Source organism: Neobacillus rhizosphaerae (assembly GCF_050477885.1).
GTDB classification, from domain to species: Bacteria; Bacillota; Bacilli; order Bacillales; family Cytobacillaceae; genus Neobacillus; species Neobacillus rhizosphaerae_A.
In genome coordinates this window covers 50828-66731 of record NZ_JBCNAC010000148.1, presented here as the reverse complement: position 1 = coordinate 66731, position 15904 = coordinate 50828, and the positions used below count along the sequence as shown (strand labels likewise).

Annotated in this window: 17 protein-coding genes; 1 reads left to right on the top strand and 16 read right to left on the bottom strand. The window is 36.8% G+C overall.

The features are described from left to right. Nucleotides 1-88: 88 nt before the first annotated feature. The 12 genes from ABES03_RS20335 to ABES03_RS20280 all read right to left on the bottom strand — a co-directional run bounded on the left by ABES03_RS20335 (nt 89) and on the right by ABES03_RS20280 (nt 11031). Nucleotides 89-1144 carry a Gfo/Idh/MocA family protein gene (locus tag ABES03_RS20335; RefSeq protein WP_430120085.1) on the bottom strand — a complete coding sequence of 352 codons (1056 nt, stop codon included), beginning with the start codon at nt 1142-1144 and terminating at the stop codon, nt 89-91. Between the two features lie 16 nt (nt 1145-1160). Beyond that, on the bottom strand, nt 1161-1922 hold the full coding sequence (locus tag ABES03_RS20330) for a TIM barrel protein (protein WP_430120083.1): 762 nt from the start codon (nt 1920-1922) through the stop codon (nt 1161-1163). Between the two features lie 9 nt (nt 1923-1931). Beyond that, nucleotides 1932-2681, bottom strand: a complete 750-nt coding sequence (locus tag ABES03_RS20325) for a glucosamine-6-phosphate deaminase (RefSeq protein ID WP_430120082.1) — start codon at nt 2679-2681, stop codon at nt 1932-1934. A gap of 72 nt (nt 2682-2753) precedes the next feature. Further along, a complete protein-coding gene (locus ABES03_RS20320; protein ID WP_430120080.1) occupies nt 2754-2897 on the bottom strand; it encodes a hypothetical protein in 144 nt (47 codons plus the stop codon). Between the two features lies 1 nt (nt 2898). Next, complete coding sequence (locus ABES03_RS20315; RefSeq protein WP_430120078.1) at nt 2899-4296, bottom strand: hypothetical protein; 1398 nt, start codon at nt 4294-4296, stop codon at nt 2899-2901. A 23-nt stretch (nt 4297-4319) separates the two neighbouring features. Next, nucleotides 4320-5150 carry a carbohydrate ABC transporter permease gene (locus ABES03_RS20310; RefSeq protein ID WP_309862221.1) on the bottom strand — a complete coding sequence of 277 codons (831 nt, stop codon included), beginning with the start codon at nt 5148-5150 and terminating at the stop codon, nt 4320-4322. Beyond that, the gene (locus ABES03_RS20305) at nt 5150-6076 is read right to left on the bottom strand and encodes a carbohydrate ABC transporter permease (protein WP_430120076.1); all 927 of its coding nucleotides are present in this window, start codon (nt 6074-6076) and stop codon (nt 5150-5152) included. Before ABES03_RS20305 ends, ABES03_RS20310 begins: the two co-directional genes overlap by 1 nt. A gap of 73 nt (nt 6077-6149) precedes the next feature. Beyond that, nucleotides 6150-7469 carry an ABC transporter substrate-binding protein gene (locus tag ABES03_RS20300; protein WP_430120074.1) on the bottom strand — a complete coding sequence of 440 codons (1320 nt, stop codon included), beginning with the start codon at nt 7467-7469 and terminating at the stop codon, nt 6150-6152. A gap of 69 nt (nt 7470-7538) precedes the next feature. Beyond that, entirely contained in the window at nt 7539-8546 is a 1008-nt protein-coding gene (locus ABES03_RS20295; RefSeq protein ID WP_430120072.1) for an asparaginase, read from the bottom strand. Nucleotides 8547-8571: 25 nt separating this feature from the next. Then, nucleotides 8572-9726, bottom strand: a complete 1155-nt coding sequence (locus ABES03_RS20290; protein ID WP_430120070.1) for an ROK family transcriptional regulator — start codon at nt 9724-9726, stop codon at nt 8572-8574. Nucleotides 9727-9958: 232 nt separating this feature from the next. Further along, nucleotides 9959-10519, bottom strand: coding sequence for a class I SAM-dependent methyltransferase (locus ABES03_RS20285; RefSeq protein WP_430120068.1), 561 nt, complete (start codon nt 10517-10519; stop codon nt 9959-9961). Nucleotides 10520-10521: 2 nt separating this feature from the next. Then, complete coding sequence (locus ABES03_RS20280) at nt 10522-11031, bottom strand: hypothetical protein (RefSeq protein WP_430120066.1); 510 nt, start codon at nt 11029-11031, stop codon at nt 10522-10524. 269 nt (nt 11032-11300) lie between these two features. Between ABES03_RS20280 and ABES03_RS20275 the strand changes: the two genes are divergently transcribed. Further along, complete coding sequence (locus tag ABES03_RS20275; RefSeq protein WP_430120064.1) at nt 11301-11960, top strand: YqcI/YcgG family protein; 660 nt, start codon at nt 11301-11303, stop codon at nt 11958-11960. Nucleotides 11961-11998: 38 nt separating this feature from the next. Here ABES03_RS20275 and ABES03_RS20270 read toward each other — a convergent pair whose 3' ends face one another. From ABES03_RS20270 to ABES03_RS20255, 4 genes are all read right to left on the bottom strand, one after another. Further along, nucleotides 11999-12568: a cysteine hydrolase family protein gene (locus ABES03_RS20270; protein WP_430120062.1), complete on the bottom strand. Its 570-nt coding sequence runs from the start codon at nt 12566-12568 to the stop codon at nt 11999-12001. 129 nt (nt 12569-12697) lie between these two features. Next, entirely contained in the window at nt 12698-13627 is a 930-nt protein-coding gene (locus ABES03_RS20265) for a phosphate ABC transporter substrate-binding protein (RefSeq protein ID WP_430120060.1), read from the bottom strand. 180 nt (nt 13628-13807) lie between these two features. After that, nucleotides 13808-14707, bottom strand: coding sequence for a formyltetrahydrofolate deformylase (gene purU, locus ABES03_RS20260; RefSeq protein WP_430120058.1), 900 nt, complete (start codon nt 14705-14707; stop codon nt 13808-13810). Between the two features lie 92 nt (nt 14708-14799). Next, on the bottom strand, nt 14800-15795 hold the full coding sequence (locus tag ABES03_RS20255) for a hypothetical protein (protein ID WP_430120056.1): 996 nt from the start codon (nt 15793-15795) through the stop codon (nt 14800-14802). Nucleotides 15796-15904 lie beyond the last annotated feature (109 nt).

The following is a 15904-nucleotide window of genomic DNA, read 5'->3' as shown; positions in this document are numbered from 1 at the left end:
GCTTCTAAAATTGAAGCCTATCTAATATCAATCTTTAAGCGGAACAATAAAAATAGAGGGGCGGCCTCCTCCCCTCCTTCATCATTCTTCATTCCAATCGAATTCCGCTCTTATAAATTTTATCAATAATATGCATAACCTTCTTAGCTTGTTCGACGGTACACTCCTCGACTGTATCATGTAGAATGCTATCAAGAAAAGATTGTACTTCTATTATATGTGAGTCATCATCATAGATAATTGGTTTTATATCGACCAATTTTCCATTAAGTTCACCATAAACTTCGATAGATTTCCCGTCTGTTTTCACTCCAGCATTTGTACCAAAGAGTTCAATTTGAAGCTGATCTTCCTTTATATTCGCTGCCCAAGAAGTTTCTATATAAAGGGTAGAATTATTATCAAATTTAATTAACGCGATTGCCATATCCTCTACATCAACAATTCGATCAGATTTAGATTTTGGAATTGAGTCAATTGCCCATGCCCCACGATTTTGCTGTTCATCCAAATGAGAAAAATGGGCATAAGTTTGCCCGGTAATATGAATCGGATTAGGAAATTCTAGTAAATACATTGAAAGATCAATCAAGTGAACTCCCAAGTCAATGAGGGGGCCCCCACCTGCTAATTTACGGTTGGTAAACCATCCACCTAATCCTGGTATTCCTCTTCTTCGATTCCAAATCGCCTTAATATGATAAACTTCACCCATTTGACCCTTAGTCAGTAATTCTTTTAAGTATTTTATCGCAGTATTAAACCTATAATTCATGCCTACGAAGATCTTTACACCATGGTCTTGGTTTAACAATAGGATACGCTCTGCCTCTTGTTCATTTAAGACTAATGGTTTTTCACAATGAATGTGGACATGATTTTTGATAGCAGCTTCAATCATCGGGAGATGGAGCGCATTAGGGCTACAGATACTGACAATGTCTAATTGGCATTGCCTAAACATTTTTTCATAGTTATCAAATACAAATGGAATTTGATACTTCTCCGCAAGTAATTGTGCCCGTTCGATTTGATGGTTACAGATAGCAACCAATTCAATATTGGGAAATTGAGCATAAGTCTTTAAATGTTTTCGATCTGCTACCCATCCTGCCCCAATAACACCGTATCTAAGCTTTTTCACTATTTGATCCCTCCCCCTATATTGGAAAGTTTACTTTTACAAACCTAAGTTTTTCTTCAGGAGAATGGTCTGGAAAAAACTCGAGGCCTAGTCCACCAAGATATCCGGTATGCTTAAGTGAATCGAATATATAATGATAATTTAATTCGCCAGTACCAGGTTCTTTTCTTCCTGGATTGTCAGCTATATGAATATGGCCAATATAGTTATTATATTGTTCTAACCGTCTTGTGATATTACCTTCAGTTATTTGTTGATGGTACACATCAAATAACATTTTAATATGCGGGTTATTAATCTGGGCAATCAGTTCAGCAGCCTCATCCGACGAAGAAAGAAAATACCCAGGGTGGTCTATTGTTATATTTAAGGGCTCTATTACAAGCATCATATCTGCCCTTTCCAGTATAGAAATACAGGCCATTAATCCATCTTTCAAATTCTTCAGCTGTTTACTTCTAGAAAAGTCAAGCTCATTTCCCGTTTGAGAGATTAATGTTTTCACTCCTAGACGTTTAGCAGCTTCTATACTTTCCATTAAGCCTTGCTGATAGTGCGTTCGTTCCTTTTTATCTACTAAAGAAATAAAACGCGTACACATGGCTGATATTATAAGACCTTCCTCTTTCACCACTCTCTCTAATAAATCAAGATCCTTATCCCACCAGCTCCAAAATTCAAAATGTTTATATCCAGTATTCTTCACTGCTAGGATTTGGTCATTTAGATTAACAGAACGGTTAAAGAAAATAGCGTCAATGCAGGGTGATAAATACATATTCTCACCTCAATTCAGTCTTACCATTAGATTTTCAGGCAACTTACTGGCAGCACCTTCATCTAATACAATGGTAGCATTGCTATGTAGTTGAAGAAACGAGGCTGGAACTCGAGTGGTAACTGGCCCAAGCAATGCTTGTGCAACGATGTCTGCCTTTTTTTCTCCTACCGCTGCAAGCAAAACAGACCCAGCCCCAATAACAGTGCCTAGACCGACTGTAATTGCATGAGTAATGATTTTTTCAGAACCCAAGTCTATCAGTCGAGGACAATTCACTTCCTCCAATTTAACAACATAGGTTGTAGCGGGAATAGAATCCGCTGGTTCAATAAAGGCGATATGACCATTCAATCCTAACCCCATTAGTTGCCAATCAATTCCTCCTAGTTCTTTCAATTGAAACTCAAATAGGCAACACTCTTCTTCAGGATCCATAGTCCCCCCATTGGGGATGAAAGCTCGTTCGTTGGAAACCCCAATTTGTGAGAATAAATGCTTTCTCATGTACATTCGGTACGTTTCAGGGTGATTCTTAGGCAAGCCCACCAACTCATCAGGATTCACAAATGTAGCTTTTGAAAAGTCTATTTCTCCATTGTTTGCCCGCTTTACCCATTCCTGATAGATTCCTAATGTTAACGGAGTGGATCCTGTTGTCATACCTAGCACCGAAGTAGGTTTTTTGTATAACTGTCGCTTTAACGCATCAGTAATAAAGCCAGCTATTTGTTGCGCTGCCAAAACAATTATCTTCATTAAGATCCCCCTTCACTTAATTCCATTTAAATTATTGTGATTTTACAAGGAGAGATAGGAGACAGTATGCCATTATCGTGAACTCCTTGAGCGAAAAATCCCTAACTGGGGGTCAAACCGCCCTCCAATTCCTGGAACAAATTCAATTCGATTTACTCCACCTACCTCCGCATTCAATGCATCCTGAACAGTGTAAGCAATCAGTTCTATTAACAAATTAGTCCTTCATAACAAAGCATCGGCTTTGATCTAATAGATAGGGATGCAGAATAGCTTGGCAATTGGATAGAGGAAGGACTTCGTCTGATATACGGATCCCTAACGTTTCAATCATGAATCTTCTTCTTTGCTTAATCCTTGAATAGGTCTCGGGGTAGTTTACCTGGAGTTGTTCCCTTAATGTCCTATCCGCTAAAATAACACCGTCCTCTAGAATTGCCTGACAAAAGGGATTTTGAGTTGAAGCAATGATATCGCATTGTAAATAATGCCCTGAAACCATGGGGATATCAGAATTCTCATAAACAGGTGATTGGGGCCACTCATCTAAGGAAATGAGATGTCCTGGATTTAGATAGATTCCAAACTTTTCAGAATCACCTAAAATCCCCATTACCTTGTTAAAGGTCTCTCCATACATTCTTCCGATAGCTAGGCTTTCATACCAATCCACAATTGCCCGAAAATAAGGTTTGTAGAAATTCTCTATGAATGTATCAACACCGTTTTTAGTTAAGGTTGCAAATCCGGACCTGGCAATTAAAGAGCCGCGTAACCCATAACATATGGTTATCATTTCTCCTTTTTCAAGCTTTCGATTGTTTGGGCTCCTCAATCCTAACTGAACATGTTTTTCTCCAAAGTTTATTATCGGGAACATGCTGATTGGGAATGCATCATATCCAACTAAACGGGAAGCCTCTAATTCACCCATTCCAGGTTTTAATTCTTTTAATAAACGAATAATTCCATTTGAAGCTCGATGAGAAACTGCTTCATAATAAGCAATTTCTGTCGCTGTCCTTAACTTCATGCGTATTCCTTCAGTAGGATGGGTCATACGATCTGTATAATTGATGACGTTTTGCCACTCGGCAATTTTCAATAGTTCCTCTAGAATATATGCCGGAATGTCCACTTTGTGTAAATGAGCACCGATATGCTCTTTTTCAAAATACTTATGACCAATAATACCCACTTTTGACAAATGGTTTATGCCTGCATCCTGAAAAATTTCACAAAGAGAGACAAGCTTTTCTCTCGGTTGACCCTGCAAGCTAAAATTTTGATAGAGAACTTGGCGCAATGGCAAAGGACTAATTTCTGAATAAGCTATGCATTCATTACCAACAATAAGTGTCAATTTACCTACATGAGATACAATAAGAAGGGATTCCTCAAAACGAGGTTCAAAACCGGTAAGATATTGCATATTCGCAAAGTGCTCTCTATCAGCAAAAACTAGGCAATACGTCATATCGTCCTGTTCCATTTTTTCGACCAGTAGCCGAATTCTTTGTTCATATTCTTCCTTTGTTATTTCAGGTATCGGAACATCCTGATTTAAATCTAACCCATCATAGGGGTTAATAGTTTCTATGTGTACATTTCTCAAATCAATTTCTCTCCCATCCAACCTTATTCTTTTACTGACCCTGCAGTTAGCCCCGCCACAATATACTTCTGTATAAACATAAACATAATCGCAACAGGTATGAGTGAGATAATACCCCAAGCGGTCATTTGACCCCAATTGACGTCAAATTTCTGAACAAAATTATTTAATCCAACTGGGATAGTTGCAGAATTTCCACCGTTCAAGAACATAATTCCAAAGAACAATTCATTCCATGCACCTGTAAAAGCAAACACGAAGGTAGCGATAACTCCCGGCAGCATGACAGGCAGGATGACTTTATAAACGGCTTGGAATCGATTGCATCCATCCATAATTGCAGCTTCCTCTAGTGTCACAGGAATTCGTTGAAAGAAGCTCGACATAGTTAGCAAACAAAATGGAATATTTATAACAGTATAAAGGATAATTAACGAAGCTAAATTGTTAATGAGGCCTATCTTACTAAATAAAATAAACAGAGGAACGAGCATAATCATTGTGGGAACCATTTGAGTAACCAAAAAAGCAATCAGTGTTACTTTTTTCCCCTTGAACTGGAATCTCGCCAGGCTATAGCCGCCCATTACAGAAATGATTAATACAATAACTGAGCTAACCAGCGTCACTATTAAACTATTAAGGAAATAAAGGCTAAAGTCCGCATCTGTAAATGCCGACAAGTAGTTATCAAAAGTTAAATCCTTAGGCCAGAGAGTCAATTCACTTCCGTAAATTTCTTGCCTGGTCTTTAATGAGGTGACAACCATCCAAAGAAATGGGACTAGAACCATTAGCAAAAACATAAATAGGATAAATCGCCGAGAAAGCCCAGCAAAAAAACTTTCCCTCATCAGAAATCACCAGCCTTATCAAACTTTGTAACCTTTAAAAATATGACCGAATAAATAACCAGTAAAACAATCATGATCACACCAGCTGCTGAAGCTTGCCCAAAGTCCATTGTATAAAAAACTGTGCTAAATATATAAGATGGGAGGTTATGTGAGGTATTCGCAGGACCTCCATTTGTCATAATGTAAATAATATCGGCAGAATTGAATACCCAAATGACCCGTAATAAAGTAGTAATAATAAGTGTCTTTTTGATGTACGGAATAGTAATTTTAGTTAACTTTTTAAAACCTCCAGCACCATCAAGAGCAGCAGCCTCATGAACCTCCTGCGGAATCGATTGAAGCGCAGCTAAAACCATAATGGCGAAAAACGGTACACCATACCAAATCATCGCAACAACAGCAGTAAAAATAGAAACATTGGGAAGAGCAAGGAATGGAATGCTATGATCAATGATGCCAAGGGATTTTAGTACATAATTAATTAAGCCATTATGTTCATTAAACATCCATTTAAAGATCATCCCAATCAGGAAACCTGAAACAGCCCAAGGCAGAAACACAATTGCTTGATACAGATTTTTCCCTCTAAAGTTTTTCGAAAGAGCCAATGCAAGTGCAAATCCTAAGACTAATTGGAGCCCAACACTAGCTACTACCCAGATGATTGAATTTTTAAGAACAAGTAGGAAGTTTCCATCCTTTAGTAACTCTTTAAAATTCTCCAACCCGCTAAAAAAAATATTTCCAGGCTCCGTCAAAACATAATGATAGAAAGCGAGGCGCAGTCCGTCGATAATGGGATACCCGAAGAATAATAGAATCAATAAGAAAGCGGGAAAAAGTAAAAGGTATGGCTCCTTTCCCTTCATCCTTTGCTTCTGTACTTTTTGGTCTGTGTTTTCTTTTTGATTGCGACTCATGACTTCACCTACTAATCTTTGAAATATCATGAGACTGACCCTTGGAGTTAAGTCAGTCTCATGTTTCTACTGGTTACTTCCCTTCTTCTTTTTCATATCTTTGTTGTGCTTTTTCCAAGAAGTCATTTAAATTTTTCAAAGTTTCTTCTGCGGACTGCTTATTAAGTAGGTAATTTTGAACCTGTTCTACAGCATATGTTCCTATAAATTGAGATTGTTCCTTTAAGTAATCAGCCCAATTCACATAAACAATCTCTGGGTCTGCCATTTGCTCAGCAAATCCTTTTATTGCACCTTCACTAAAGAAAGGATCCTTATAAGATTCAGTATAGATTGGCAGCATACCATTTCGTTTGGAATATTCAAGGTTCATTTCAGGTGAACTCATAAATTCAATAAACTTCCATGCGGCTTCATTCTGTTTGGACTTTGACGAAATAGCATAAGCAGCAGTAGAACCAAAGTGATTGAAATTTTTTCCACTTGGTGATTTCGGAATAGGGATTATTTCATAGGTTCCTTTTTTCATATCTTTTTCCACTGGAATAATAACTTCTGCAGTTTGATTTAAAATACCAGCTTGCCCATTTAGGAATCCCTGCACCATTTCTTTATAACCCCAGTTAATAGATTCCTTTGGAGCATATCCATTTTTATAGACTCCATAAAACTTTTTAAATGCTTCAAGTGCTTCTGGCTTGCTAGTGATCGGTTTTCCGTTCTCATCAAACCATCCTGGTGTTTCAGTTAGCGATGCGAGATACTCCATAAACCGAACAACTCCATTTGGTCCACCACGGAAGGAAATTCCATATTGTCCTTTAGATGGATCGGTTAGCATTTTCCCATATTCAAAATATTGATCCCAAGTGTCAATCCTTGGTGTAAGACCTTTCTCCTGGAACCAGTCAGATCGAATGAACAATGCCTGTAACATAAAAGCATCTGGGATGGCATAGAAATGACCTTTGTATTTAGATGGCCATTTTTCAACAGCTTTTATCAGTTTATCCTTCTGATCCCACTTATCGTAGTTTGATTGTAAATCCTGTAAATATCCTGCAGAAGCCATTGAGGTAAACATGGATTCATCCACATTAAAAACATCTGGAAGTGTACCGGATGCTCCCATAGCCATTAACTTCTTATATGATTCTTCAAAACCAACCGAACTATATTCAACTTTAATTCCTGGATTTTTTTCTTCGAATTTAGCAATCATTTCCTTTAGTAGAGCTGTTCGCTCTGGGCTTGGGATATTGTCCAAGTAGGTGATTTTCACAGGATCATCTTTTGTCCCCTTCCCACCATTACCCGAATCTTTCGAACAACCTGTTACCATCAAACAAAGGATTAAAGATATCGTAAAAAACCAACCACTCAGCCTTTTCACTCTTATTCCCTCCTCGTATTTTCTTTTCTTTGAAGTTGAAGAAATTATTATTCCCAGTTGGTCACCTCCCTAAAAAACTTGTTTAAGCGTAAATGACAATTTGTTTTCTCCAACAATTTTTTGATTATCATTAACGACAAACCGTGTCGCTAAATCATACATACGTTCAATAGTTTCTTTATTTTCGTAGTGTATTTGTTCCAAAATACCAGCCACAATTAAGGGCCAGCTTTCCTCTGAGCCATCTTCTATCTTAAGAGATATCCCCAACCGTTCTTCTTTGAGACCGATGCAGTAGACTCCTTTCGCCCCACCCTTTGCCACAATGTTTCGATCCTGAAGCAATGTAGAGCAAATCTGCTTACTTCCACCAATCATAAGATGGTGGTCATTCATCAGCTGACAAACTTTTCGAATGGCAGCTTCTAGTTCTGCATCTTCCATTAAGTCGGGGCAGGCCAAGCGAACATAAGAAATAGCCATATGTTTAAGTGGTAAAGCATAAACAGGCACTCCACAGCCGTCCACTCCACAGTTAATTTTGTCCATTGGATAATCGGATAATAATGATAGGTATTGAAGAATTTCTTTTTGGACGGGATGTGATCTTTCCCAATAATTTTCAGTTGAAACAGCTAAGAGTTTGGCCAAAGCCATCATGCCAAAATGTTTTCCAGAACAATTGTGGTACAATCGACGAGCCGGTTGATTCATCCAAATTAATTCCGTTTTTGCATCAGGATTTAATGGGTATGTAGGCATACAAAGCAAATCCTGTTCAGTACATTCAATCTTTTTCGCTAAGGTTTGAAGGGCTTCCACGTGGAAATGTTCCCCACGATGGGATGCAGCTAATAATGTACTTTCAATGGGAGTTAAATGAAAAGCAACATCCACTCCTCTACGAAAAGCCGGGATGGCTTGAATTGGCTTGGCTGCTGAGCGATAAAACGTAATAGCATCTGGATTACCGTGACTATAGCGAACCCTGCCCTGATCATCTACAATACAAATCGAACCTCTATGAATATTTTCTAATACATCCCCGCGGTACTCTTTTACTAGAATGTCAGACATGTCTTTTCCCCCCTGCTATCTTTTTTTATTGGATTTGAAAACTCTTGTTTAATGCCATAATTGCTGAGCCTAATACCCTTGAGACCCCTTTCAGTTCAGATAAACATAGTCGAAATGTATGCTCATACGGTTCCCAAATAATCTTTGTTAAATGTTCCTCTACAAGAGGAAATAGCTCTGGATGATTATCGAATAAACTTCCACATAAGATGACTGTGTCAGGATTATACATACATAAAATATTACTAATCGTAATCCCCATATAAATCGTCGCCCGTTGAATTATATTTTGTGCCCATAATTCTTGCCTTTTTGAACTTGTCAAAATATCTTGTATTCCATTAATTTTTGCTACCTTTTGTGCCTCTTGAATTAGAGCCCAATCAGCTGTATATGTTTGGAGGCATCCCCGTCTTCCACATTCACAAAGAATCCCAAAAGGATCGATCGTTGTATGGCCAATTTCACCTGCACGGTTGCTACCTCCTTGAAAAATCTCCCCATTTTTCACTAAAACGGAACCAACTCCACTACCAAAATTAATCATTGCAGTCCATTTAGAGTCCTTAGCGGAACCATAGAAATATTCAGCCAATGCCATCACTTTTAAATCATTTTCTACCACAGTTGGGATTAGAACCCTTTTTTCAATCATTGATGCAAATTCAATATTTCTCCAAGCAAGCTGTGAGGAAAATACGACGATTCCATTCTCTGAATCAATTACCCCTGGTACAGAGACACCGATTGATATAATCTTCTCCCGATCAATTCTGATATCATCAACAATCTTTTCAATCAATTTACAAACCATATTCGCCGTTACTACGGGGTCATAATCTGATTCGAAATATCCCACCTTTTCACTCTTTACTACATTCGAACAAAAATCCATTAAGCCAATCTTAATAAAATTTTTATCAATCTCCACTCCGATGCTATACACCGATACAGGATTAACATCTAGAATAACTGCTTTCCTTCCTACCCCACTTGAAGATGTGTTGGTTTCTTGAATATAACCGTCTTCACACAGTTCCCCTACAATTCTACTAATTGATGTTGGACTCATTTTGGTAATTCGAGAAATATCTGACCTTGAAATTGGCCTCTGCGTCCTAATAATATCTAAGATCATTTTCTTGTTATGCTGTTTGATTGTATCTTGATCTTGTTTCATCTTCAGTCCCCATTTTTCCAGTGGAATTAATAAAGAATGTATATTTAATTAAAATATAGTGGGACTTATAGGTGAAAAGACCAATTTTTTTATTTATTTCACCACTGGAGTAATTAATGTTTTACATAAATAAAAAAGGTAGAAAACTCATTAGAGCTTTCCACCTTAAAATTTATAAATATATATAATTCCAGTAAAAAATTTCTTATTCTACTAAAGGAATTCTGTCCCCTTATTGCTTCTTACAAAATATCGTCTGTATACTCTCGTTGTCAACTTCTTCAAAAAAGTGAACCTTCCAATCTCCAAATTCAGTTAACAACTCTTTAGGATGCAGCTTATACTGATTCGACACTCCCTGATTCTCGGTTTGTGGGGACTGGTAAAAGGTTTCCATAAAAAAATAACCTCCCTCTTTTACGAGGTTCTTAACTAAGGGAAATAACGAGCGATCAAGGAAATATGTGATGACTACTAAATCAAAAGATTGGTTACGCCAATGTTGATTGTTTAATTCCGTAAGGTCACAAACTTTTGGGTGAATTGTGAGATTATCTCTTGAAACCTGTTCTTGAATATAGTGGATAGCGACCTCCGAAATATCAATAGCTTCAACCTCATAGTTCAATCTTGTAAGAAAAAAACTGTTACCCCCAAGACCACAAGCAAGATCAAGGGCCCTGCCACCAGTTAAATAGGCAGACAGATTCTTTAATCTAGGATTTGGTTCAGGTGGCCTCTGTTGATTCAGGCGCTCTTTATGTTTTGAGTTCCATTTTATCCTTGAATTCATTTTCATACTCCATCTCTATATCCTTTTTTCCACAAATCATAAATAACCTCTTTAAAAAGTTCATTCAATCTTGCCCTTTTTTGATTCTTTAGCCATTCAACCTGGTCAATGGGGAGCTTTAATTTTATACTAAATTCTTCATCAGGCATTTCCACTTTTCTTATATCCTCTATTGTGATACCTTCTTCAATATTAGGAAACCATGAATCATTTTCGCTCACCCGATCAAAATCCCTATACTCCTCAATGTCATCCAGTTCGCAGAATAAATTAAGCTGTGGCAATCCACCTGATAGGATTTTCACCTGCATGATAGACTGTATGACTCTACCATCTTCTAGTTCTATCTCAATAATGAGGGTCTCTACTTTTTTATATTTTTTTACAACAACCTCACTTACAATTAAATTCAGCTCCAAGGTAAAGCTCGTACCTGCTTCAAAAATATAGATTGCACTATTAAATACATGGATGCTCTCACCATCAATTTTCACCGATTTTACCACTACCATAAACCGTTCCCCCATACAGTTGTTCCATCTATAAATCATAAATGCACGAAAACCATTCTTTCAATACTCCTATCCATTGTATATCCTTTTTAAAATTTCTGCCACAGCCCATATTGTATTGGACATTCACCCCCCTTATCTCAACATGAATATACTGTATAAGCCATTAGGAGGTGATTATTATAAGCAAACTATTCAAAGATGCCCCCGCATCACGAAACCAACTCCAACAATGGAAAAAAACTGCATTAGAGAAATTCGAAGAGAAAATGAAAGATAAAGAATGTCTATTTCCATGCATACCTGCGACCATTGGGTATTCAACAAACCAATTACGATACGGATTTGTCGGTGACCCAAGGCGTTCACCTACGATTTATGAGGTTGCTTTGTTATTAAGCGACTACACGAAATCTTCTAAAGAGTATGGTGATTTTACATCTCTTATCATTTTTTATGAGACGCCGAACGATTTAAAGGAAACACATAATGTAGAAAAGTTTGAACAATTGTTCTGGGAACAGTTGAGTGGTTTAAGTGACAAAGACGATATAAATTGGCCCAATCAAATTCCTCGTGAACCGCATAATCCTATTTGGGAGTTTTGTTACAACGGAGAACAGTATTTTATGTATTGTGCAACACCTGCCCATGTAAATAGAAGGAGCAGACATTTTGACTACTTCATGTTAGCTATCACCCCAAGATGGGTATTGCAGGAATTTAATAAGAACGAAACTTTTGCAAATAGTATAAAATCTCAGATTCGAAAAAGACTGAAAAACTATGATACCATCCATATCCACCCTGATTTAAACAGTTATGGACAGGAAGACAATTATGAGTGGAGGCAATATTTTTTACGCGATGATGACTCCTCTTTATCAAAATGTCCTTTTCATCAATTTATAAAAAAAAGTGTTGAATAGCCAACTACATGTGAAAAGCGCAAGTATCAATCTTGCGCTTAATTAAAAAGTTGTGTAATAAATTCATCTGTGGCCAATATAGTAGCAAACTCTTTATTTAGTGTAGCTAATTCTATTTTGTGTATTTCATCTGCGGAATGTTTAACCCCTTTGTGATCTGTAATCTCAAATGCAGCAATAGCGTCTTCAATCAAGAAAGTATCAAAACCTAAGTTCGCACTCATTCGAGTAGTAGTTGAAACACAATGTTGCGTAGAAAGTCCTGTGATCACAACTGATTTTATTTGTTGGTTATGTAAATAGGTTTCCAGTTGAGTTCCAATAAATGCACTATTAACATTTTTTTGTAAAACCATTTCTCCTGCTATTGGTCGAATATTCGCTTTAAACTCCGTTCCACTCTTATTCTTATAGTTAAGTGGTGAATCAGGCAAAAGAGATAAATGTTGTGAATAGATGACCGGCCATTTCTGCATTCGCCATTCTGTTAGCAACCTTTGGATATTGTCCTCCGCCTGCAAATTATTGCGTTTCCCCCAATAGGGTTCATCAAAACCTACTTGAACATCCAGAACTAAAAGTGCTGGTGGTTTTAAAAAGTTTTGCATCAAGTATCTCCTTATCTTAAATCTAGTTTTAATCAAATTTAATTTGTGTTAAAAGAAACTTCTGTATTCATAGATAAGTACTGCATTGAAAAGGGTAAGTGCGATTTGCACTTACCCTTTTCTTTCAATCTATTTATTTGTTTGCTTACCTTCTGCATCACGTTCTACCTTCATCTTTGTTACAGGTAAATATCCTTGATCTTTTAATAGATTGTTTTGGATATCATCTGACATCATGTAATCCAGAAATGATTTTGCAAGATCGGTAGCTTCACCTTTTGTATAAGAATGTTGGTACGCCCACACTGGGAATTTACCAGATTGCACGTTTTCTGCAGTTGGTTCTACACCATCAATGGCAAGAGGGGTGACAGAATCATCAGTAAAGTATGAGAATGCTAGATAACCAATGGCACCATCAGTTTCGTTAATAATCTTCTTCACTGTGTTAGAAGAATCTTCGGTGATTCCTTCTGCAGGTGTTGCACCATCAAGAGCGAACTTATTGAATATTGCACGTGTACCAGAAGAGTCTGGACGGTTAACAAGAACAATTTTTTGATCTTTTCCGCCAAGATCTTTCCAGTTGGTGATTTTTCCAGTGAATACTTTAATTAAATCTTCTTTTTTAATATCTTTGATTCCAACTTTAGGATTAACAGCAGCAGTCATGCCAACTACGGCTACTTTATGGTCAACAAGCTGATTAGCTGGGATTCCTTCTTTTTCTTCAGCAAAAACGTCCGAGTTCCCAATTTGAACAGATCCTTCAGCCACTTGAGATAAACCAGTACCTGAACCACCAGCATTTACTTGAATATCTACCTTTGGATTTTCTGACATAAATTCTTCAGCGGCTGCTGCAACTAATGGCTGCATCGCAGACGAACCAGAAATAACTAATGAACCAGAAAGTTCTTTCTTATCTTCAGTTTTTGCTGTTTCTTTTTCTGTGTTTCCTGCTGTTTTGTCTGTAGAAGTGCCGCCTCCACAAGCAGCCATGAATACCATTAATGCTGCAAATAATGTAAGTAGGCTAAGTTTCTTCAAGCTTTTCATGTACCTTGTTTCCCCCTAAAGAGTTAATTTTTAATTTTCCTTACAGATATAACTATAGGACGAAAGTATTAACTCAGTTTAAATGGAGCGTAAAGGTTTTGTAAATAAATGTTATGGAATTATTAACTAACAGGGCACAAATATTATACCAAATTAAAAAATCCCTATAAAAAGGGATTCTTAGAAAACAATCGTTTTATTTTGATGAACAATAATACGGTCTTCTATATGCCATTTTACCGCTCGAGCTAATACGCTTCTTTCAATTTTCCTACCAATTTTTTTAAGGCTTTCAACATTATCGTGGTGATCGACACGACTAATATCCTGTTCAATAATCGGTCCTTCATCAAGGTCATTGGTAACATAATGAGAAGTCGCTCCTATTAATTTTACACCGCGATTAAATGCTCTCTCATAAGGCCTTGCACCAACAAAGGCCGGTAAAAAAGAGTGGTGAATATTAATAATTTTATTTGGATTTTCCTCTACAAATTTCGGTGATAAGATCTGCATATAACGTGCTAATACAACGAAATCAATTTCATACTCTCTTAGTAGTTGAAGTTGTCTTTCTTCGGCTTCCCCACGAATTTCTTTATTTGCTGGAACATAATAAAACGGGATATTCAACCCCTCGACAACCTCTCTTGCATCTTCATGATTGCTTATGACAAGTGCGATGTCAGCCATTAAATCTCCACTTTGCCATTCCCATAAAAGCTCAAGCAAACAATGCAGTTCTTTTGAAACAAAGATTGCGGCTTTTTTCACATGATATACATGAGTAAAATTCCATTCCATTGAGAATTTATCAACAATTTCAGCAAACTGTTTTTCCATTTCTTTCGCTTTTCCATTTAGACCCGGGCATTCAAATTCAATTCGGATGAAAAATGTGCCTCCCTCAGGATTGGTTGAATACTGACTGGATTCAATAATATTTGCATTATATGAAAACAAGAATTTTGATATAGCTGAAACAATACCTGGTTGATCGGGGCAACTAACTAATAGACAACCACGATTCTGATTCTTTTCTTGAAATAATTCGATTTGATTTTTAATATATGAGTTCATGGGCTTGTACCTCTCTATCATTGTTTAAAACATTATACATTAGTTGCCCTTAATAGTTAAATAATTATTTGAAAATTCTTAACTAAAGATATTTAAGCAAAACGGTAGTAAATCAATAAAAAGGTCGCTAGAACAAAAATGAAGTTTAAAAATACAAAGATAAATTGATCTGTTTTTGTTTTATGCATTTTAATTGGCGGGTTATAGAATGAAACACCCTCAATAATGAAGATGACTAAAACAATATGAATCATAAAATGGCCGATCACTTCTGTCATTCCAAAGAGCATCGTTGTTGAAATAAAAATCCCTGTTACCACAAAACCTAGCACACGATTTAAAATACCGACAACTAATAAATAACCTACGACAAATTCGATAAAAGCTGCCATAACAACAAATAACCCTGGTTCAAAGCCAAATGTAGGCACATGATGGTTAGCGACAATATCTAATGCCATACCTGGATATACCCATTTTTCAACGGCAACCCAGCTAAGCGATAATCCTGTACCTAGATAGAGAAATGGGAACCCCGCTTTCTCGAGCCTTGTACTTCCCACTAATAGAACACCAATGATTGCTACATAAAATCCGTAGTCTAGCATATAGAAAATTCCATGATGGATGGTTACATAAATAAATAAACCTAAGAGAATAGAAGCACCAATTTTAGTTGAGATATGATGCGGAATCAATAAAAATCCAATGGTCACCCACGTTATAACGGTAATGAATGTATTACTGACATGGAACTCAGGAGCAAATAGTGTTCCATTTATCATTTGAATCATTAGCGCAATGGCAGTTCCGTATTTTAATAAATATCGAGAATACTTTCTTAAACTAGAAAGACGATCCTCCATTTTTTTCACTGGGCCCCATTCACCCATTTTTGGAATAATCAATGTTAATGTGGCCAAAACAACAGCTGCAAGTAATGTTAAAAATAAAAACATCGGTGAAAGTATATGTTCAATAGACTCTTTATGCGGAGCAACATTTGTGAACCACTTCACATGAGCTTGTGCAAAAAAAGGTGTCATAATAAGTCCTGCTACCAATAATATCTGAAATATCTTTTTCATCAGTAATCCCCCTAGTTATATAAACAATGTGACTATAGTGTTAATATACAGGATAAATCAGTTTCATATCTAGCCTATTATTGAACGTTTTGTGAAATTATTCACATGA